This window comes from Stenotrophomonas maltophilia (genome assembly GCF_013464485.1).
Classification (GTDB): domain Bacteria; phylum Pseudomonadota; class Gammaproteobacteria; order Xanthomonadales; family Xanthomonadaceae; genus Stenotrophomonas; species Stenotrophomonas maltophilia_AW.
In genome coordinates this window covers 1-20,187 of the sequence record NZ_RAUX01000018.1, presented here as the reverse complement: position 1 = coordinate 20,187, position 20,187 = coordinate 1, and the positions used below count along the sequence as shown (strand labels likewise).

Below are 20,187 nucleotides of genomic sequence, written 5' to 3'. Positions count from 1 at the left end.
GGGCCCTCACGCTTGGAAGGAAGAGCCGAAGACCTTTTGCCAGTAGCGCACGGTCTCCTGCTTGGTCGGTGCAGCCAGTGCCGCATCAATCGCGTCGCCGGCATCCAATGCCGCCTCGACAATGGCATCGACCTGCGCGTGACCGTACAATTTGGCCACGTTGTTCTTCTCGTTCACCGGATCAATGATCTGCATAGGCTCGGAGAAGGCGGCGATAATGGCGGTAGGGTAGTAATCCTGGAATGCGATTTGTTCGCGAAGGCCGCTCTGCGCCACGTAGGTGAAGAAGTGCTGGAGCGCTTCGGGGTAGTTGGAGAAATCACGCCCCTCATCGCACAGCTTTGCCAGGATCATCTCGATCATGAAGGACTTGAAACGAAAGCCGGGAACTTCCGTCTTCATGCGCCTTGCCCAGAACTTGACCAAGCGCACCACCTGCACAAAATCCGAAGGCTGCAATTGTTTACGCCGCTTGGCAAACTCTAGGTGCCGGGGAATGCTGGTTCTCAAGAACGAGCCATCATCCTGACTGACTAGGTTGCCATACCAGTCAGGATCGCCGTCATAGAGGATCGGCACCACGTCCACATCCAGCCCAGAACCTTGGAACGAGACTGTTACGGAGTAAGTCTGGGGCTTGACTTGTTCGGGCTTGAAATTTGGATAAGCCTTTCGAAGCCGCTCTGCCAAGTACTCCAGCAGCCTCCCAATGTCCTTGGGGGCGTCTGCCCCACTGATGTAACAGGCCACGTCAATGTCGTTGAGCGACCGCAATGCGGTGCCTTTTGCCAGACTTCCCGAAAGGATCATCTTTCGAAGGGTGAAATCCGGGTGCTGCCCTAGGTAGGTCTCCAGACGCTCTCTCAGTCCACGCGCCTGCGCGCGTAGCTCATTGGCTTTATCGCGTGGCAGATTGACCCGATCGTCGGCAAAATTGACAAGCTCCCTATGGCCTACGTGCTGCGTTCCCATGCATCGATCTCCAAGCCGGGCGCGTGCCGACCGGCGGATAGGTGAGGTGGTACTGCGACTTCCCCGCTGCCAACTTGCCGGCTCGTTGTCGCAGGAACTGCGACTCTTCCCCGATCACGGGCCGGAAAGCTGATAGCTCCCGATCAACATTGGGATGGCTTTCACAGTTTCAAGGGCGTGGGTGGGTGCCGGGACGCGGCGCGCCTGGGACGGGCTCAATCCGCGTCGAGCAGCCGTGCGGCCGGGTTGTGCTGGGCGCCGCCCTGCTGGAAGTAGCCAGCCGCGCTGGCCACCGAGCGGTGATCGGTATTCGCCATCAGGGCGGGCAGCGCCAAGCCTTGGTGCGCCCCTTCGGTGATGAAGCCCGAGCGCAGGTTGTGTCCGCCGAAGTCCCCTCCAGGCCGGCGAGTGCGGCGCGGTGCTGGATGACCACGGCGGTGGTGTGGGGCGCCTATCGCCAAGTCAACCCGGGTGCCCGCACGCGGCAGGACAGCGCGTCATCGGTGATCCTAGCGGTGGGCAGTATCCGCAACTGACTGGCGCACAACGGCAGATGGTGCGCGAGGAGTACATGCGGGGCACCTAAGGTCTTCGGTTTGGGGTGGAAGTCCCGCTGGTCCAGTACGTCATTCAGGCCTATCGCGCGGCGCCGAACCCTCAGCGTCATCTTGCTCCTGACTATCTACTGATGGTAGACCAGCCAGAGTCTCTGCCCGATGGCGCCATCTGGCATTGACTGGTGCATCAGCATCACGGATTGAAGGCGCCTGGCCCTGGCGTGGATTCGATTGCTGTTGTTGGCAAATGCTACGAATAAATGGGTGCCGCCCATTTCCAGGTGCAAACAGGCGGCTTCTCTATCTCGGCAGCTGAGTTGTGCGTCAGAAGTTTAGGGTGGGGCGATCGATGCCTTTGCTTAGGGTTGCGTTATCCGAACGCCACGCGCAATTCGTGTGGATGGCTCGTATCCAAAAGCGCAATGGGACTGGGCGATCTATAACGCTCCGGAAGCGCGCTCAAGTTGCCCTCATGCTCCGAGAGGAGGATGCCGTCCGCGTAGCCCTGGGCGAGCACCGCTAGTCTCACTCGTAGTCCCAATCCCGAGTTGCTCACCCGCTGCGGGCTGGAATGGCTGAATTTGCCCAGGAGCTCATCTACGAAGTTCAAATAGTTGGGGTGAATCACTCGATAGCGCCCGCCTGGCCTGGTCGCGGCGTAGCTGCTCCATCCATCCGGAGCCGGTTGATCCCGAGCTCCGGCGACTCGCTCGCCTTGAGGGCTAAAGGCCTGATCTGATCGACCTCGTCGGGAACCTCTGGCTGCATTCTGGTCAATGTAACGGAGGATTGGGCCTGAGTCGTCCTCAGAGCCCGTATGGTTTGCACGTAGTGCTGTATCTGCGCCTGCTGGTGGTGATTGTTGATCTGGGTGTGTCGTGAGCCTGTACCTTTTAGCGTTGCAGACCCTCCTGGCCTGGCGTAGCGCCAGGCCAGGAGGAAGGTCCACAAGGCTGGAAATCCTGCTGGGATCAACGTGTACCCCTGGAGTTACGATCAGCCGACTTGTACGCCTTTGCTCCGCACACCAGTTGAGGTAGGCCTGTAGATACGCCGTGGCATTGGGGTGGGGGTGTCTCTGCAAGGCGGAAGCCGACTCATTCATAAGGTCAAAGCCGCACGCACAGGTGAGCAACTTCGTGGGCGTGCCAGCGACTGTCACCGGAAATCCATTGCATCGTGGGCAACTCTGGCGCAGGCGAACGCCATGCCAGGGACACGTGGAAATCCAGGGCAGCTGATGCAGTGTGGTGTGATACCCGAGTCTGATGCAAGGAAGGCAGTACCTCAACCTGAGATGGGAGGGCAGTCTCGGGTCGTCCGTCATGAACGGATACCACGCCGCCAAGTCCCACTCGGGCGGAGTCTCGATCCCAAGGGTTGTAGAGAGTGCCTCTTGTTGTACTTGCGAGGTCGTCAGGCTCAAGAGCAGGTTGATGTTTCTGTTTGGCTTGATTCCGAGGAGTTGTGAGTACTCCGTGACCCGCCTGGCCTGGTTCAGTCGCGATAGCCTCGCGACGCAGCCAAAAGCCGATTGGTATGGAACAAGTCGGAGGTTGCCGCCGACCAGCTGAGCGCCGCTCCTCATTTGCCTACGGCCCTATTTCTTGAGCTTTCGAAGCCGGCGTATGCGCTGCGCAGGAGAGCTTCATCAATGTGCTGGGTAGTAAGCCCTTCGAAATCGTTGCGCCCAGCAGCGATCTTGGTGAGTAGGTGGTAGACAAACTGGTTGAAGGAGGCCATGAGCCAATCCTTGGGAACGGGATAGTTGCCTTGATTGGCAAGGTTCTCAATTCGTTCGCGTATCGCTTCGGTCTCCTTCTCAAGGCGCCAGCCAACGCTGTAAGCATAGGGTGCGAATGCTTCGGTGTAGGTCTTTCCTCCCTCGTCCGGCCACCTCATAACTTGGTCAAGCTGGCGAAATGCCAAGGCGACATCACATGCGTCCTGCACGTCAGCGTCCTCCGTCGGGATGTCCCAGAGAAGCCCGGTAAAAGGATGGCTGTCGACAAAGAATCGGCCATACAGATGTGGCGGCGCCAGCTGACTAAGATCGTCTGCGCCTCCAATCACGCTGTTGCTCTGGTGGATGAAGAGAAAGAACGGTTGCACTGATGATCCGAGGAAGTGGTTCTGAAGCTTTGCAAGGTGGGCGTAGTCCTTGAGCGTGAGCTGCTCAGCCGTATCGATCGCAATCACGACCACGTCGGCCGATGCTCTAGCGGCTTCCTGCTCAATTGCCCGGATGATCCTGAGGAGGAGATCCTGTGGGCTGGCTACGGTTGTTGCCCTCATGCCCAGTCCAAGGATGACCTCGCGGAAGAAGTTGCCTTCGCTAGGGGTAGTCGGTTTTCCGACGACCATCCGGAGGAATCCAATAGGAAATGGTCGCCAAGAAGTGGTGGTTTCAAGTATTCGCGTGGCAGTTGACTTCCCACACCGGCCATCGCCAATGATCCTCAGGCTCGGCCGCCCATACTCCAGGCACGTGGCGAATCCAGATGCCATTCGCAGTAAGGGGAGAGTCTGGATATTGGGGCGATGTCGCGCGTGCATTGGGTGGTTCTCAAGGCTCGCCGGGGCCTTCATCAGCGGAGCCTCGTGTTGAACGTGGCCCTGCGGATTCCCATCAGTGGAGAGCCTTGCCCCTGACTGTTGGTCGTGGAAGGTGGCTTGGGCACATCGCCAGCTGCCATGAGCGAGGCGCTGTCCCTGACGCCAGCGGCCGCCGATCGGACGGCTGCGTGATAGGCCTCAATGTTGTCGGCTAAACAGTAGTTACCGGGCTCCCGTGACGCGTCGCTCTTCGCCCAGCGTGCCGCGCGCTTCCTGATCGACAGCGTGTGGGCCACGCTCGCATATGGGGCGAGAGCGTGAAGTGTGAGTACACGCTTACCGCCTCTCCAGAGGGTCAGCTTGCGAATGTCTCGCCAGTCTTCGTAGGTTGCGTCAAATGACTGCCCAATCAGGTGCCACTGTCCAGACAGTGTTGGTGACCTGTACCTAGCGTGGTCGAGATAGACGAGGGGAGGTACACCACTCCTTCTGGAGCCTCTGATGGTCACCTTCATCCGCCTAACGGTCATGTTTCTCACGTCATCTTCGGTGCCAGGTGCATGCCACACCCACTCCCCAGATGCCAGATGCTCATCAATGATTCGCTTGGGCGACCTGGGTTCGCGAGTGGACCGGCTCGTCACATTGTGCGAGGTAACATAGGTGTCAATGAGGTCTTTCAAGACCTCCAGGAGAATGGGGTGGTCTTTCCCGTCAAGCTTTGTAGTGACTTGACGCTCATTCACTTGCGTTGCGGGAGCAAAGCCGCCGGCGATGTGGCGCAGCAGGCCATTCTCAATCTTCTTGAATAGAGCCTCGATGTAGGGGCGACCTTCGCCCATCCCGGATCGTCCAAAGTGCAGGATTCCCTTGTGATGATCAATGAGATTTCGGACTGTCATCTTGGCGTGATGGGATGAGTCGTTGTCCATTGCGATCATTGCGCTTCTCATCACTACCTCATCCACTAGGTAGATCGACGGCATCCATGCACTAGTCGAGTAGCTCAAGTTCGACGTGCTCAGATCCCTTGGTTGCCAGGGGCTCATGATCTTCGCGAACAGGCTGACTACATCGTGTTGCTCGTACTTCCGGCCAAGCACCATTTCCCAACCAAGGATGGCGCCACTCCCGACATCAACAACTGCCAGTAGCCAGATCCGACTAATCTTCTCTAGCCGGAATGAGCCGTCCGCCATCGGCATGGCCAGCCATGCGTCGATGTCGACGGAATGCTCGTCGTACTCAACTCGATCAAATGGCCGAATGCTGAGTAGGTTCTCGATTCGGGTGGAAGTAGGCTCATCCGCAGCCAAGAGCATCTCATTTTCGCTCTTTGTGCCTCGGATGCGCTTTATGAGGGAGGTCAGTGCTCGTCTTCCCTTGTCACGGATGTTGAGCGGATACATGGCCTGAAAGCCCTTCCCAGTCAGCACCTTCACGAACTGGGAATGCAGCCTGTCGAACGCGGGGCTCCTTTTGGACTGTGTTGGCAAGGCGCCCTTGAATCTTGCGACTGCATCGCCGAGTTCGGGGATCGCTTGCAGGACAGCATCTATGGCGAACGGATGTGAACTATCGGGGACGACCGAGTTGTTGCGATCTGACACGCTGAATCGCGCATAGGGAATGCAGGCTCGGTATCCGACTCGATGACCGCTCTCGTCGAAGAGCAGTGCGGTCCGGATCATTCGAGAGAGGGTATTTCGCGGCACGCCCCATCGAAGGGCTGCGTCGACCAAGGTTGCCCCATCAAGGACGCTGGTGAGTGCTGACAGGCGGGCTTGAAATTCCGACTGTTGATCAGCTGGAAGTACGATCCCATTTGGCCTTGGAGTTGCCCGGATCGACTCGAGGTCGACGGCATTGAACTTGGAACTCATGGGTCGGCCCTCCAGATCCTTGATCGCCCCGTCATTCGAGGAAATGCATCGGTCGCCAGAAATCCGACGTGAAGCAACTCAGCCACGACCCCCTGAATGTGAGTTCGAGGGTGGTGCCTGAGCTCATGGATGAGTTCATCTGCACTGATGCTGCCGCTTCGCTCGATGGTCGCGGCGATTTCCTGTCGCAACGCCAGGCTGCTCCCCAGATCCTTGGCTGACTGGCAGAACCCGAGCAGTTGGTAGCAGAGCTCATTCCTGCCGCCGGGCGCCTTGAGTTCGTCCTCCGTGATTAGCCACAAAGAGATGCCTGCATCCTTGGCTGCTGAACGAAGCCGGTCCAGCTCGCGAGGACGACGCTTGCCATCCACGCCGGGTACTGTCTGCGAATTCGGAATGACGTTTGCATAGATCTCCTGGCCTCCGCGCCTCTGAAACCAGAAATGGAGTTCCATGCTGTCAAGTCCTACCGGGATGGACCGAGGCCTCTCGGTCACGGCCGCCACTGATGGATCAAACTCCAATTGCAGTCGAAGCGCGAGTTGCAGGGGGCCGTGTACGGTAACCGTCCGGTTCTCTTTCGGGCTAAAGAAGGTGAAGATGTCCCCCCTCTTGATCTGGCCAGCGGTTAGTTCACGGGGGGCCAGCGGTCGATCCTTCCCATTGTGGAGCGGGTCGGAGGCGCGTGCAGACGCTACGCCTTGGAACGGGCTCACGGGATTGGTCGCGTGGTTGCTCATGCTGCCTCCTTGTGGATGACTGCAGTTCGCATGGTCGAGGAGTGGCGCTGCGCAATCGCGATTGAGGGATGACTCAATGCATGGTCAGCTGAGTGTTGGATCTTCATCGATCGACTTCCCGGTTGGCCTCGGAGAATGAGGCTCGGTACTGGCGGCAATGGCCAGCAGGGTCATTGGGGATTTCGGGCATGGGGTGCCGTGCCGATTGCCATACGATGGCAGTCGGAGCGCGCAGATGCCCGCTCAAGCAGCTTTGCCGCTTGACACGAAGTCGGAATTGCGGGAGCCTACATACGTTATCGTAGAGCTTCACCCCCTCTCGCTCCGGCGAGAGGCTATCGCCCCCGTTGCTGCGGGGGCGATTTCATTTCCGGGGTCGGAGATTTGATGAACTGGGGGGCTAAATGCCTCCTTTGAAGCTGGAGTTTTGGCGTCAAGCCGTTCAGGGGCGCACTGTGCGCCTAGGTGAGTTTCAGCAGATCAGAAGTGGTGCGGGCCTTTTGGCTTCGGCCTCAGCTCGCGTGCTCAGGAATTACAGCGAGTTCAGCCACTCAGCGACATCTCGCGTTTTGGCGAACAACCCCCGCCGACCTGGCAGCGGAAAGGTGCGAACCGGCAAAAGTTCACGCTGGACGGCTCGGCCGAAGGTGCGGCCGTTTGGAAAGCCAAGGTTCCGCTGGAGGTCGCTGCCGCCCATGAGCTCCCCATGCCGCTCTAGCAGCTCGCGACTGAGTTCGGTGGAGACTGCTGCTTCTGGATTCTGGATAGGCATGACGCAACTCCTAGCTACCGTTGGACCCCATCATGCACAATTGCAGCCAGTTCTAGGGGATTCTTTAGTCCCGCTTCAGAAGATCCATAAGTATGCCTCGTGGCAAGATTCCAACAGACGTGGCGCTGGTCGTCCGCAATAGCGTGTGGGCCTGCGTTGTGCGAAGGCTGCATGGCGATCGACTGACCTGGGATGATCTTGATCAGTTGCTCTTGCCTAGAGTTGGGCTCGATATACACGCGCAAGCGGCCAACGGTCGTCCCCGATCCTTCTACCGGTTCTTCAGCAAGGGGCATCATCCAGGGAAGCTACGCGGTCCTGGTGGATACTTGATTGACTCGGTGCATGGGGATCCAGCGTTCGCGGCTGCAAAGGAGGCCTTCGAGCATCCGATCTGGATGATCTGCAGCACAGAGGCTCCCACTGCGGAGCAATTGCGGGGCGTACGTCGATCACTAATGGAGCGTCTTGGGCTACTGATGCCGTCCATCACCGAACGCCTGGTGGCTTCTCATCACAATCTCCCTGGCCTCAGCAGCTATGCGCCAAGTCGGGTAGATGCCTTGGAGTCCATGTTCAACGTGGCCGAAGGTGGCTCCTTGGACGCGATAGGCCTGTGTGCGTGTAACTATCTGTTAGCTATAGACAGCGGTAGGCTCGAGACTGCAGTAGATGTCCGGGATGCACTACGCTGGGCAATTATTCGTTTTTGTGCTGTTTGGGGATTGCGCCCCGACGCATGCACGGCAATCCAGCTGTTGATGGAGCAGCGGGTGGTCAGGCTTCGTAGGGGATCGCTGTTGCCAAAGGATGTTGGGTTTCCACTTGGCAATACGGATTCCAGCGCGTTTAGTAGCAATTCGGCGAAGGGGGTATTCTTCGCAGATGACTATCCGTGCATGCTTCCGGTGACTCCTCGCACAGGTGGGGTGGATACATTCTTCGCCCGGTTTCACTCGCACTATCTTGCTTTCGTGAATGATCTGACAAGGCAAGGAGCATTCGCGCAGCTGGCTGGGACTGAGCTCGGCGGATCTTTGCCGACTCAAGATGCAATTGACGACCTGTTTCTTGGGCTGCTGGACGTGCCGGAGGATGTTTGTCACGGCGAGGTTGCAACTCTCAAGCAGTTTGCGCCAATCAGTCCGGTAGCGGCATGCGTGGCGGAAGTCCTGCCCACTTCTAGCATCGGAAGCTCGCCTTACACCCGCATCAAGCCTCTGGGCGCAGTGCTTCTGAAGTTCATGCGTTCTGTCGACATGCTGGTTGACGTTGAGCATCCGCATCCCATGGTTGATGAGCCGTGAGATGCGCCTCCAGGATCTTTCGTTACCTTGAAGTGGCGTCAACAAGGGAGAGGTATCAACGCTAGCCGCGCGGTGGAGGTCACTGTTCTTGCGGGGAGATGCGCATGCTGGTTCTGCAATGCATGCCGAGCCTTTTAAGCTATGGTCAGTACGAAGAGGTCGCCCCAAAGGGATTTCCTTGAAGCGCTGAACCTCTTATTGCGAAGGAATCGTCAGTCAAGCGCGCCGACAGGGCTTATGAATGCTTTCCCTTCTAGCTCGGATGGTGCGCTGGAGGCCACCACTTGACCAGCCAGTCCTGTGTAGCCAGAACTGGCAAGAAGCCATTTGCTCAAAGTGGTCGCATGCTCGTTGAGCGGGATAGTGGGGTGGGCACTAGGCGTGAGCCTAGTGGTACGCATCTGAAGAAGACTGAGCCTTAGCTCAGTAAAGTCAGTCTTTGAGTCGCTTCTCAAAGTCGGCAATGAGCTTGCCCAGGGATAGGCCTGTCAGGCGCGCTATGTCCCTAAGCTCCACGACGTCAACCCTGCGCTTCCCTGTCTCAACATCGCTAATGAACGACTGGCTGCGCCCCAGCTTGCTGGACACTTGTACTTGGGTAAGGCCAGCAGCCAAGCGCGCGTCTCTGACGGTCTCAATCAGGGCGGCGTATTCCTTGCGATGGATTGTCTTGGCCACGGCCGCACCCTGGTTGAGCGGCTTCAGAAGCTATATCCAGTTCTCCGATATCTAAAAACCAGATATCCTGTGCTTCTCATTGACAGGGGAAGGGCATGATCAAAGAACAACGTCGACGCGACGCAGCTGGCTGGGGCAGGCAGGGCTTGCTGCTTGCTCTGACGGTCCTAGTTGCCGCCTGCAGCGGTCCAGTAGACAGGAAGTTGGTCACTGACGGCACGCAGGAGCAATACAGAGCGTCGATTGACGCAATTGACGCCGAGCTGAGTGCCCATGAGCGGGATGCCTTCAACTGGGCCGTTGCCGGCCTTGATCTGGCTGAGCTGAACAAGGCCTACCCGAATGCATCTATAAGACAGGTGGTTAGGGGGCACATCAAGCAGATTAGGGATGCCCATCCAAAAGAAATTCTTGCTCTGCAGGAGCAGGCCAACGCGCAGCGGCCGACGATCACCGAACTAGAAAGAGTGCGTGCGAGTGGCGCAACGTTACGGATCGAGGACAGCTTCTTTGGCCCGAAGCCGGTCATTGAGGCGCGAATTGCGAATAGCTCAACTTTGGCGCTCAGCCAGGCCAGCTGGGCGGCGACGCTCTACATCAATGGCGAAGCTCAGCCCACGGCAAAGTCGCGGGTGCACAGCGACTTCCGATCGATTGATGGCCTCAAGCCGAACCGCGGCGTCACGGCGCGCTTCAATGTTGGCTTCGTAAAAGGTGATGATGCGTGGTCGACACTGGCAATTCGACAAGCGTCTTCAACGCGAGTCGAGCTCGAACTAATTCCTCAGACGGCTTTGGACTTCAATGACAAGCCCTACATAGCTGCCAACTATAGGGAAAAGATCCAGTCTCTGGAGAATCAGCTTAAGCAAGCCGAGAAGTTCTCAGATATCTGACTCATTGGCGTTCCGCAACTGCGTCCGATGACCAAGCGCAGCGCGGAACGCTCCAGATCCAAGTGTCCAACTGCTGATGAGGATCCTAGCGCTCAATGCGACCGACCATCCTTGCTCTCGATCTCGAGGGGACGCTGATCTCAAATGCTGTCAGCCAGATTCCACGCCCAGGGCTTTATCAGTTCCTTGAGGTCGCTCATGAACTCTTCGAGCATCTGGTCATCTACACCACGGTCCCTGAGGCAGCTTTCCGCAGGATTTCGCGGCTGCTGGTCGAGGAAGGGAGCGCGCCAGGCTGGTTCGCTGAGTTGCCATATACATTCTGGGGAGGGGCAACGAAGGACCTCCGGTATGTGTCTCCGATCCTGGGTGCAGCGCTGTTGCTGGACGATCACGCGGACTACATCCATCCGGGGCAGGAGCGCTATTGGATTGAGGTCTCTTTGTTCGGCGCTCCATATGACGCGGATGACGCCGGCCTGGAAGTGGCCCTTGAGATGCTGAAGGAACGATTGGTTGTTCCGTTGTAGTTGGTGTGCTTAGTGAGTGGGTTGGCGGGTGCAGCTCTTCCAGCCAGCAGCGCCGGTTGCTGCATAGGAATGGGCTGTCGTTCAGGAGATCCGACATGATTCGAACAAGTTTGACCCACCCTTTAGCTATCGCGGAACTCCCGGTTGGCGAAAGGGGAGGGGCAATTGGTGTGACCTTCGCGCCAGGTAAGTACCAAGAAGTTGCGATGACGGGGGCATGGGCGAGAGACATCGATGTGGATGTCTCTGTGATTCAGTGTTGGGGAGCCAGCCACCTGATCACGCTACTCGAGCCGTGGGAGTTCAGTGAGTTGCGGATCGAGTGCTTGCCTCAAGTGGTTGAAGGGCAGGGCATCTCATGGCATGGCCTTCCAATCACGGATGGCGCAGCACCTGACCAGAGGTTGCTCGAACGATGGCCAGTACTGGGGTCAATGCTCGTTCGGAGTTTGCATTCGGGCCTGCGCATTGTGGTCCACTGCAAGGGTGGGCTGGGGCGAGCCGGCACTGTCGCAGCGATGCTTCTACTGCAGTCAGGGGCTGAGCGAACAGCGCAGGCTGCCATTGGCTCGGTGCGACGTGTCAGGCCGGGTGCCATCGAGACCGCTGTCCAGGAGGATTTCCTGCAGCAATGGGCACAGGGACTGCGCTCGTAGTTGCCCTTCCAGATCAAACGCGTGGCGAGCTCATCAGTCGTTCAAGGCCAGCCCTGGCTATTGGCGCCACCGATACCTACGCGATCTAGTCGACCGCTGACACCGGATTCGCTGGGTCGCGCGCCCACTAGTGGACGCGGCGCGGAGAGTATCCGCTAAAGCCTCCAGTCGCTACTTGGCTGCAGCCAGTACTGTCTGCCCAGAGGGATAAACGTCTCCATTGCCACGTCCAAGATCAACGGCTGACGCCAGCCATGGCCTGGCACGAAGCAAAAGTCAGTCGGGCCAAGTGCTCCCGATTGAACTCGGCTAACGAGCCAAGTGCATCTCCTGCTGATCTCTCGATCAAGTACCCGACGGGCGGCCTCCTCGTCCAGATCAGCTTTCAGGAACTCCGACGCAACGTTGCGCATGCCGGCCCACAGTACATACCTCTTGCGTCCCAAGCTCAGTGCATTCCACTCCGGGAGCTGGGTCGATCTCAGGCCATTGCCCAGCGTGGGAGATAGCCGATACTTGCGTAGCAGGTTGGCCAGGTATGCACGGGCTTCGCTCTCTGCGAGCGAGGTTCCCAAGGTCCGTTTGGCAGTGGACGGGCATTCGGCAGCCCATCGGGTAAGCGTACTGGTCAACCTGGCCTCCAGACTCACGTCCTGACGTGACCAAGCGGCCTGATAGGTCCATGCCAGAGGCTCATACAAGGACCTCGCCCCGGAATTGGGGGCTGCGATGGGAATGCGCTGCAGTACGCGAAGTGAGGCAAGCGTATCGAGTGCGGCTGAGGCCAAGCCCTCGGCGGCAACAGGCCCGCTTACGGTCCTTGAGCGCTCCAGTGCGCACCAGGCGCAGGCTAAGAACGGGCCGATTGAACGAACGAAATCGTCCAACTCTGGCCAATGCGAAATGAGGGTCGGTTGGGTGACAACATAGGCCACTTGTCTCTCAGATCGCTCGCCTAGCTCACCAGCATAGCAGCGAGGCGAGTCCGCGTCTATCTGATCTTCAGATATCGCCACACTGCTGTCCGTGGCTGCGCTGGAGTTGTGAGTGAAAGTCCCGTCGCTTCCTCCAGCGGTGTTCTAGGTTCTTTGGGGAGCCGTGCTATGCCGAGGAGCGCGAGTAGGCCATTGAGCATGGACGAATCAGTGGTTCAAGTTCCATGTCGCGCGGCCGATACAGCCCTGTCCAGACTCCTGGCGGGTCGTCCCGGCCACGAATCCAGTCGATGGCATCCCGTTTGCCCAGGAGCTCCGGAGCGACGTTCTAAGTACCCTGCCATGTACTCAATTCAGAAGATCATCGACCTGCTGCTGCTATTGGGCGTTCCTTCGCTGCTCTTCATTGGCGCTTACGTTCTGCGCCGCCCCAAAAGAGAGCTCAGTTGGGAGCCGGTGCTGGATCAGCGAGTTCATTGCTGGAAATGGTGCGCCTATGGCTTCATTTTTCTCTTGTATGTTCCCGGGACGACGTTGTATCGAACGTTGATTCCTACGGGTTGTGATGGACTTGTTTGCGTCCAGTTCTTCACCGCGAGTGGATACCGTATCGCCCCGAGCGAACTTCATGTTGTTCTCGTCGCAACTGCCGTTTTCGCGGGGTACTTCTTTGCGCGTGTTCGAGCTTCGTACTCACCGATTCCTACCAGGGCCCGGGGCTACGTCCTGAAGGTTGCCTATCATGGCAAGGGGGAGTACTCGCCACACTTGGAGATAGCCCGCCAAGTTCGCCGGCGTCAGCTCAGAGCGGAGCTTGCTGAAAGGCGTAGGCTTGAGCGGGAGGGCTTCCACCTATGGTTAAGATCCGTACGGCCGTGGGTTTGCACGTTGGCCAGAGGCTCTACTGTTGAGCTACTTAGCCCCATGCTGTCGGGAAGGGACCCACTCACTCTTGTCAGGTGGCTATCTCGTAGCGGCCCCATACATGATGTAGTCCTTCTTTCTAGGCGACTTCGTTGGTGTGAGGCGTTCTTCTACCACCTCACCGTGAATCATCGACTTTCCTTCAAGTCAGTTCGATCCGAAGGCATACGATTCAGGGTCGGCTGAAGGCCCCACTCATCACATCCTGTGTGTCTTAGGGCGATACACGATTCTGGGAGGCCGGGCGTATTGGCTAACTGATTGAGTCAAGTCGAGGGCCAGAGGCGGTGGCATTTGACCTTCGGCTTAGCTGAAGATAGTCCAGTGACATTCAGTTCATGAGTCGGCCGCCACCGAACCCACTCGCCCTTTCCGGGCTTTAGTTGAGCCCATTCTCCACTTCAGGCGAATGGGCGGCATATCACGCTCAATGATAGCTCGTGCTCGCACTCACCTTGCCGCGGAAAACGCGGTATGACCAGGCGGTGTAGCCCAGGATGACAGGAAGCATGACCGCCAAGCCGACCAGGCTGAAGCCAAGCGACGACACTGGCGCTGCTGCATCCCAGATCGTCAATGCCGGGGGGAGCAGGTACGGCCACATGCCGAGTACGAGGCCTAGGTAACCCAGGACAAACAACGACAGGCTCAGTAGGAAAGGGGCAAGATCATGAGTGGGGCGTTTCTCCGCGCGCCACAGCGCCACTGCCACGGCGAGCGTAAGAAGGGGGACGGGGGACAGCCACCAGAAATTCCCGTCACTGAACCAGCGAGTCATTAGTCGCAGATCAAGGAACGGCAGCCAGCTGCTCACGAGCCCCATGGCCACGATCACGGCGACCACCAGGGGGCGGGTCAGGCGCCTGGCAAGTGCGTGGGTTCGCCCCTCGGTCTTCAAGATTAGCCAGGTGCCTCCAAGCAAGGCGTAGCCGGCAACCAAGGCTGCTCCGGTAAGCATGGCAAAGGGGCTGAACCATAGGAATGGCCCGCCAGCGTAGGTGTCACCAGTCATTGGCACGCCTTGCACCACCGTGCCAAGAATCACTCCTTGAGAGAACGCGGCCAGAAGCGAGCCAAGGCCGAAAGCCACGCTCCAAAGCCTCTTGGAGCGATGGGCTTTGAACCTGAACTCAAAGGCGACCCCCCGGAAAACCAATGATACAAGCAGCAGAAGTACTGGAAGATACAGGGCCGAAAGAAGCGCTGCATAGGCTGTTGGAAACGCTGCTAGCAATCCGGCTCCGCCGAGCACCAGCCAGGTTTCGTTGCCATCCCATATTGGGGCAGCGGTGTTCATCATCACATCGAGCTGCTCTTCATCCTCGGCAAAGGGCGCGAGAATGCCAATACCGAGTACGAAGCCGTCGAGGACGACGTACATCAGGACGCCGAAGCTGATGACGGCGAACCAGGCGATGGGCAACCAGGTCATCGAGTCCATGTCAGCGTTCCTCAGAGAGATTGATCAGCGGCCGAGATAGGCCGTGCAGGTGTGCGATCACCACCCTCTAGCGACGGACTTCCGTCTTGGGCATGTGGGCCATGTCGGAGGATCTTGACCAGATACCAGATGCCCCAACCAAATACGAACGCATATCCAGCGACATAGACCGCGAGTGAGATCGCTGTCATCCAGGCCGTTTGCGGTCCCACGGCATCAGCCGTTCGCAAAACGCCATAGACAATCCAAGGCTGGCGCCCCATCTCGGTGACAAACCAGCCGGCCACCAAAGCAACGAACCCACTTGGAAGCATCCAGTTCCAAGCGCGCAGCAGGGCCCCGGAATCGAACAGCTTACGGCGGGCCAGGGTGAAAGCAGAAAGCCAGGCGAGCAGTAGCATGAGGGTGCCTATCCCAACCATGATCCGGAATGCGAAGAACACAGGCGTGACCGGAGGTCGTTCGCTCGCCGGTACGGATGTCAGCGGTGCGAAGGTTCCATCCATGGAGTGAGTCAGGATGAGGCTGCCAACACGCGGAATCGCGATCTCAAGATCGTTCCGCTCTTCCTTCTCATTTGGTACAGCGAAGACGACCAGCGGAACTCCTTCACCTTCTTGGCCCTGATGCCAGTGAGCCTCTACCGCTGCGATCTTCATCGGCTGGTGCTTGAGGGTGTTCAGACCATGCATGTCACCCACGAAAATCTGAACAGGAACGGTAATGGCCGCAAATATCACAGCCGCCCCAAGCATCTTGCGGCCGGCTTCGACGTGCTCCTTACGCCGCAGGTACCAGGCGCCAACACCACCCACCACGAAGCAGGTTGTTATGAATGACCCTATTGCCATATGGGCCAGTCGATAGGGGAACGATGGATTGAACACAACCTCGAACCAGTCAACCGGATGGACCACTCCGTTGATCATTTCGTAGCCCGCAGGCGTATGCAACCAGCTGTTGGAGGCAAGAATCCAGAACGTTGAAAAGAGCGTTCCAAGTGCGACCATGCATGTGGAAAAGAAGTGCAGGCGTGGTGATACTCGCCCCCAGCCGAACATCATCACTCCGAGGAAACTTGCCTCCAGGAAGAAGGCTGTCAGGACCTCGTAAGTCAGTAGGGGGCCGATTACGGTTCCGGCGATCTGGCTCAAACGAGGCCAGTTTGTGCCGAACTGGAACGCCATGACGATACCGCTTACCACGCCCATGCCGAAGGACACGGCAAAGATCTTCTGCCAGAAGAAGAACAGATCCCGCCACACCGGGTTGCGGGTTCGAAGCCAGCGCCATTCCACGAAACCAAGCCAACTGGCCAAGCCAATGGTGAAGGCAGGGAAGAGCACATGGAAGCTGATGAGAAAGCCGAACTGAATTCGGGAAAGGAGGAGGGCGTCCATAACGATCCCAATAGGGGGTGGGTGGTGGCTAGCGGCTCAAGTTCCGATGGTGCCTAGCAATTTCATCGGCGGAGATCCTTGCTCATTGCACGGCAGGCGTCATCTGGCGTCATACGGCTGCTAGGTGTGCAGCTTCCAAATCGAGTAGGCGCTGGGGGTGTGAATAGATGTTGAAGCCATCCGAGCGCGCGAAACCGACAAGACAGATCCCTGCGGCCTTTGCGAGATCTATGGCTAAGGCTGTGGGTGCCGATACCGCTGCAACGATCGCCATGCCTGCATAGGCGGCCTTACTCACCATTTCGTAGCTAGCACGGCTAGATAGAAGCACGAGACCTTCGTTGGTTGAAGTCGATGAGCGCCTCATTGCACCAATGAGCTTATCTAGTGCGTTGTGCCTGCCCACGTCTTCGCGTACCACTTCGATAGCTCCGTCCGGGAGAACCCATGCTGCTGCGTGGGTTGAGCCGGCAGCCTCGTTCATTGGCTGTAGCCCTTTTAGCGAGGACAGTGCTACGCGTAGCGCCAAGGCGGAGTAGGTGGTGGGTCGGTCGATTGGCAAAGGCATTCTGAGCACTTGCTCCAGTCGACTAGCTCCACATAGCCCGCAACCGCTACGCCCGGGTAGGTTGCGGGTGGCGTCGTTGGGCATTGACACGATGGGCGCACTATCTGTGACTTCCATCGCCAGCTCAATGCCTTCCAGCGATGGCCTCACTTCAATCCGGAGAAGTTGGGAGGGATCAGAAATTGTTCCCTCCGTCATGGAAAAGCCCAGCGCAAAGTCTTCCAGATCCGTTGGGCTGGCCATCATCACCGAGAAAGGACTGTCGTTGTAGAGCATCGCGACAGGCACTTCTTCGGCAACGCTGTCCATGATTGAGCCGCGCTCGCCACCACGCCACCGAAGGGTTCTTCGATATGCGATGCCGCAGGGCTCGTTGGCAGGTACTGGGCTGGGCGCTTGCATGGAGATGAGGCCTGGCGGGGAGGGAAGCCGGTAACGATGATCTGGGCGTGCAGGGTCCCTCGGGTCGGGGACTTCTTAGTGGTTTGACAGTGCGGAGAGTATCCCAAGGCGTACACCCCGCTGCGGTCAAAATTTACAAATGTTCGCAGATGGACAGTTTGGCTGAGTTGATCCGACATTCTGTTCGAGGGGCTGTGGCCCGCCTGTCCGCTACATGTGCCTGTAGCTAGAAAACGCCCGATAAATTAGATAGTTACAATCGATGGCGGGTGGCGTGAAGACCTGTTCGTGGTGAGGGCCAGGATGAGCGCTTCGGGTCCGTTGAGGCACTCGTATCGGACACCAGTGCCTCGATTCGATCCCCGGCGTGTACGCCGGACGTCTTGTCTGGGCAGGGTGGACATACTGTCCGTGGAAGGGGAGGCCGTCGCGTGCTTAACTTTTCCCACTCCCAATTGCATGCTGCGAGTGCCTGTCATGTCAGAGCAGAAGATCCCCCGTTACAAAGCCTACGACCATCCTGCCGGTGGTTGGGGTGCCGCCGGTGCAACCGCCAAGGTTCTGATGCAGCAGAGCGTCATTGCCAAGGGATCTAAAGCGCTTTTGTCGATGAATCAGCCTGGGGGATTCAAGTGCCCCAGTTGCGCTTTCCCGGATGCAGATCACACCAAGAAGCTGGAGTTCTGCGAAAACGGTGCGAAGGCCTTGGCATGGGAGGCAACCAAGCATCGCGCCACGCGTGAGTTCTTCGCGGAGCACACTGTCCAGGAGCTGATGGCGCAGTCCGACTATTGGCTGGAGATGCAGGGTCGATTGACCGAGCCGATGCGATATGACCCGGTATCCGACCATTACGTTCCTTGTAGCTGGGATGAGGCCTTCGCGCTGATCGGGCGACACCTGCAGGCCCTGTCCAGCCCGCATGAGGCTGAGTTCTACACCTCGGGGAGGACGCCGAACGAAGCCGCGTTCCTGTACTCGATCTTCGTGCGCGAGTTCGGAACCAACAACTTCCCGGACTGCTCGAACATGTGCCACGAGCCGACCAGCCGGGGGTTGCCGCCGGCAATTGGTGTCGGCAAGGGCACTATCGTGCTCGATGACTTTGAGCATGCTGAGGCCATCTTCGTCATCGGCCAGAACACAGGCACCAACTCACCACGAATGATGTCCAACTTGGTGGAGGCGCGGAAGCGTAATGCTCCAATTGTCGCGGTCAATCCTATGCCGGAACGTGCGCTGATTCGCTTTGCCGAGCCCCAGGACGTCGTGCAGATGGCCACGTTTGGCTCCACCGAGATTTCCAGTGAATTTGTACACATTCGCATCGGCGGTGACCTGGCCCTGATCAAGGGCATCATGAAGGCTATGTTCGAGCGGGAAGCGGCCGGCGAGTCTGTTCTCGATCACGAATTCCTGACCGAGCACACCGTCGGGCTGGAGGCATTGCGTGAAGAAGTGATGTCCCTGGAGTGGAGCCAGATCGTCCAAGTGTCCGGGATCAAGAAGGAGCAGATTCTGCGTTGTGCAGAGATCTACATCCGTTCCCGTGCGACCATTATCTGCTATGGCATGGGCCTGACCCAGCACCAGCAAGGATCTCGCCTTTTGCAGCAGGTTGCCAATCTGCTGATGCTGCGCGGCAACTTCGGAAAGCCCGGGGCGGGCATTGCTCCTATTCGCGGCCATTCCAACGTGCAAGGCGACCGTACCGTCGGCATTGATGAGAAGCCGACGCAACGCTACCTGGACCAAGTTCGCGACGTGTTCGGGTTCGAACCGCCGCGCGAACATGGGCACCATGTGGTTGAGTCTATTGAGGCGATGCTGGCTGGAACCGCCAAGGTCTTCATCGGCATGGGCGGGAACTTCATCCATGCTGTTCCTGATACCGAAATTGCCTACAGGGCAATGCGTGGTCTTGAGCTTACGGTTGGCATCGCCACCAAACTCAACCGTGGCCACCTAGTGCATGGCAAGGAGGCGCTGATCCTACCGGTGGTGGCGCGCTCGGAGTGGATCCATACCCCGCTGGGTGAGCAGTTTGTCACCATTGAGGATGCCATGTCGAATGTCACCGCATCCCGTGGAGTACTGGAGCCTGTGAGTGAACATGTTCTTCCGGAAGTTGAGATCGTGTGCCGCATGGCAATGGCAACACTGCCGGACAGCAAGGTCGACTGGGCAGCTTGCATGCACGATTACAACCATGTTCGTGAGCTGATCGCGGCGGTCTATCCCAGCATCTACGCAGACTTCAATGAACGGATCCAGGCGCCGCGTGGCTTCCACTTGGACATTCCGCCGCGCCGCCGTGAGTGGCCGACACCTAACGGGAAGGCCAATATTCTGGTGTTGCCGGGTCTTGAAGTGAACGACCTGGTCGAGGATCCCACTATGCTTCGGCTGGCCACGGTTCGCTCCCATGACCAGTACAACACGACAATCTACAGCTACAACGATCGCTATCGCGGTGTGTATAACGATCGAATGATCCTCTTCATGAACCTGGAAGATCGAGTAGCACGAGGGATTGGGAAGGAGGAACAGGTGAGCCTCGAGACGATCTCCAGTGATGGCGTCTGCCGGCGGGTCGATGGGTTGACTGTGCTTGACTATCCGATGCCGCGTGGCGCGATTGCGGGCTACTACCCTGAACTCAATCCACTGCTACCTCTGGATTACTTCGATCGCATCAGTGGTACCCCCGCGGCGAAGTCGATCCCGGTCAGGGTGGTCATTTCACAGTGATTGCGCCGGCATGTCGTAGGGAGGACTAAGAATGTCAGCCGAGCTCATTCGGGCGCCAGAGCCGGTAGGTGAGGGCGCACTGGCAGATCATCCCCGCCAACTCACCGACGGTTTCGGACGCAGCTTTCCGTACCTGCGCCTTTCGTTGACCGAAGCCTGCAACTTCCGTTGCAGCTACTGCCTGCCCGACGGCTACCAGGCCGATGGCCGCCCGCGCTT

General features: G+C 58.2%; 14 protein-coding genes and 2 pseudogenes. 6 read left to right on the top strand and 10 right to left on the bottom strand.

Features of this window, described 5'->3' with window-relative positions; all coding sequences use genetic code 11:
• Positions 1 to 6: 6 nt before the first annotated feature.
• From D7Y61_RS08570 to D7Y61_RS08545, 6 genes and pseudogenes are all read right to left on the bottom strand, one after another.
• Positions 7 to 972, bottom strand: coding sequence for a CBASS oligonucleotide cyclase (locus D7Y61_RS08570; RefSeq protein ID WP_026070609.1), 966 nt, complete (start codon positions 970 to 972; stop codon positions 7 to 9).
• Positions 973 to 1,187: 215 nt separating this feature from the next.
• Positions 1,188 to 1,396: pseudogene (locus D7Y61_RS08565) on the bottom strand (integrase); the annotation flags it as partial.
• 1,717 nt (positions 1,397 to 3,113) lie between these two features.
• A complete protein-coding gene (locus D7Y61_RS08560) occupies positions 3,114 to 4,037 on the bottom strand; it encodes an ATP-binding protein (RefSeq protein WP_329761816.1) in 924 nt (307 codons plus the stop codon).
• A gap of 80 nt (positions 4,038 to 4,117) precedes the next feature.
• The gene (locus tag D7Y61_RS08555; protein WP_049399271.1) at positions 4,118 to 5,968 is read right to left on the bottom strand and encodes a hypothetical protein; all 1,851 of its coding nucleotides are present in this window, start codon (positions 5,966 to 5,968) and stop codon (positions 4,118 to 4,120) included.
• Positions 5,965 to 6,708 (bottom strand): hypothetical protein, encoded by a 744-nt coding sequence (locus D7Y61_RS08550; protein WP_017354507.1) that lies wholly within the window; start codon positions 6,706 to 6,708, stop codon positions 5,965 to 5,967. Before D7Y61_RS08550 ends, D7Y61_RS08555 begins: the two co-directional genes overlap by 4 nt.
• Positions 6,709 to 7,240: 532 nt before the next feature.
• Positions 7,241 to 7,480, bottom strand: coding sequence for a hypothetical protein (locus tag D7Y61_RS08545; RefSeq protein ID WP_049399270.1), 240 nt, complete (start codon positions 7,478 to 7,480; stop codon positions 7,241 to 7,243).
• Positions 7,481 to 7,959: 479 nt separating this feature from the next.
• On the opposite strand from D7Y61_RS08545, the gene D7Y61_RS08540 reads away from it, so the two are divergent.
• Complete coding sequence (locus D7Y61_RS08540; RefSeq protein ID WP_049421696.1) at positions 7,960 to 8,787, top strand: hypothetical protein; 828 nt, start codon at positions 7,960 to 7,962, stop codon at positions 8,785 to 8,787.
• Positions 8,788 to 9,219: 432 nt separating this feature from the next.
• Here D7Y61_RS08540 and D7Y61_RS08535 read toward each other — a convergent pair whose 3' ends face one another.
• A complete protein-coding gene (locus D7Y61_RS08535) occupies positions 9,220 to 9,465 on the bottom strand; it encodes a helix-turn-helix domain-containing protein (RefSeq protein ID WP_017354505.1) in 246 nt (81 codons plus the stop codon).
• A gap of 95 nt (positions 9,466 to 9,560) precedes the next feature.
• On the opposite strand from D7Y61_RS08535, the gene D7Y61_RS08530 reads away from it, so the two are divergent.
• The 3 genes from D7Y61_RS08530 (at position 9,561) to D7Y61_RS08520 (ending at position 11,547) form a co-directional block, all read left to right on the top strand.
• Positions 9,561 to 10,361, top strand: coding sequence for a hypothetical protein (locus tag D7Y61_RS08530; protein ID WP_180865909.1), 801 nt, complete (start codon positions 9,561 to 9,563; stop codon positions 10,359 to 10,361).
• Between the two features lie 95 nt (positions 10,362 to 10,456).
• Positions 10,457 to 10,891 carry an NIF family HAD-type phosphatase gene (locus tag D7Y61_RS08525; RefSeq protein ID WP_017354503.1) on the top strand — a complete coding sequence of 145 codons (435 nt, stop codon included), beginning with the start codon at positions 10,457 to 10,459 and terminating at the stop codon, positions 10,889 to 10,891.
• A 95-nt stretch (positions 10,892 to 10,986) separates the two neighbouring features.
• Positions 10,987 to 11,547: a cyclin-dependent kinase inhibitor 3 family protein gene (locus tag D7Y61_RS08520; protein WP_026070517.1), complete on the top strand. Its 561-nt coding sequence runs from the start codon at positions 10,987 to 10,989 to the stop codon at positions 11,545 to 11,547.
• A 2,286-nt stretch (positions 11,548 to 13,833) separates the two neighbouring features.
• Here the strand turns inward: D7Y61_RS08520 and cydB are convergent.
• The 3 genes from cydB to fdhD all read right to left on the bottom strand — a co-directional run bounded on the left by cydB (position 13,834) and on the right by fdhD (position 17,217).
• Positions 13,834 to 14,847 carry a cytochrome d ubiquinol oxidase subunit II gene (gene cydB, locus D7Y61_RS08515; protein WP_017354501.1) on the bottom strand — a complete coding sequence of 338 codons (1,014 nt, stop codon included), beginning with the start codon at positions 14,845 to 14,847 and terminating at the stop codon, positions 13,834 to 13,836.
• Between the two features lie 11 nt (positions 14,848 to 14,858).
• On the bottom strand, positions 14,859 to 16,247 hold the full coding sequence (locus D7Y61_RS08510; RefSeq protein ID WP_017354500.1) for a cytochrome ubiquinol oxidase subunit I: 1,389 nt from the start codon (positions 16,245 to 16,247) through the stop codon (positions 14,859 to 14,861).
• A 109-nt stretch (positions 16,248 to 16,356) separates the two neighbouring features.
• On the bottom strand, positions 16,357 to 17,217 hold the full coding sequence (fdhD, locus tag D7Y61_RS08505) for a formate dehydrogenase accessory sulfurtransferase FdhD (protein ID WP_026070516.1): 861 nt from the start codon (positions 17,215 to 17,217) through the stop codon (positions 16,357 to 16,359).
• Positions 17,218 to 17,694: 477 nt separating this feature from the next.
• Between fdhD and D7Y61_RS08500 the strand changes: the two genes are divergently transcribed.
• Both D7Y61_RS08500 and moaA read left to right on the top strand, forming a co-directional pair.
• The gene (locus D7Y61_RS08500) at positions 17,695 to 19,968 is read left to right on the top strand and encodes an FdhF/YdeP family oxidoreductase (protein WP_026070515.1); all 2,274 of its coding nucleotides are present in this window, start codon (positions 17,695 to 17,697) and stop codon (positions 19,966 to 19,968) included.
• A 31-nt stretch (positions 19,969 to 19,999) separates the two neighbouring features.
• A pseudogene (gene moaA, locus D7Y61_RS08495) lies at positions 20,000 to 20,187 on the top strand (GTP 3',8-cyclase MoaA); the annotation flags it as partial.

Bases quoted from the DNA above. Each gene is read 5' to 3' on its own strand.
- D7Y61_RS08570 (WP_026070609.1), bottom strand. From the start codon at position 972: ATGGGAACGCAGCACGTAGGCCATAGGGAGCTTGTCAATTTTGCCGAC.
- D7Y61_RS08560 (WP_329761816.1), bottom strand. From the start codon at position 4,037: ATGGCATCTGGATTCGCCACGTGCCTGGAGTATGGGCGGCCGAGCCTG.
- D7Y61_RS08555 (WP_049399271.1), bottom strand. From the start codon at position 5,968: ATGAGTTCCAAGTTCAATGCCGTCGACCTCGAGTCGATCCGGGCAACT.
- D7Y61_RS08550 (WP_017354507.1), bottom strand. From the start codon at position 6,708: ATGAGCAACCACGCGACCAATCCCGTGAGCCCGTTCCAAGGCGTAGCG.
- D7Y61_RS08545 (WP_049399270.1), bottom strand. From the start codon at position 7,480: ATGCCTATCCAGAATCCAGAAGCAGCAGTCTCCACCGAACTCAGTCGC.
- D7Y61_RS08540 (WP_049421696.1), top strand. From the start codon at position 7,960: ATGCCGTCCATCACCGAACGCCTGGTGGCTTCTCATCACAATCTCCCT.
- D7Y61_RS08530 (WP_180865909.1), top strand. From the start codon at position 9,561: ATGATCAAAGAACAACGTCGACGCGACGCAGCTGGCTGGGGCAGGCAG.
- D7Y61_RS08525 (WP_017354503.1), top strand. From the start codon at position 10,457: ATGCGACCGACCATCCTTGCTCTCGATCTCGAGGGGACGCTGATCTCA.
- D7Y61_RS08520 (WP_026070517.1), top strand. From the start codon at position 10,987: ATGATTCGAACAAGTTTGACCCACCCTTTAGCTATCGCGGAACTCCCG.
- cydB (WP_017354501.1), bottom strand. From the start codon at position 14,847: ATGGACTCGATGACCTGGTTGCCCATCGCCTGGTTCGCCGTCATCAGC.
- D7Y61_RS08510 (WP_017354500.1), bottom strand. From the start codon at position 16,247: ATGGACGCCCTCCTCCTTTCCCGAATTCAGTTCGGCTTTCTCATCAGC.
- fdhD (WP_026070516.1), bottom strand. From the start codon at position 17,217: ATGCAAGCGCCCAGCCCAGTACCTGCCAACGAGCCCTGCGGCATCGCA.
- D7Y61_RS08500 (WP_026070515.1), top strand. From the start codon at position 17,695: ATGTCAGAGCAGAAGATCCCCCGTTACAAAGCCTACGACCATCCTGCC.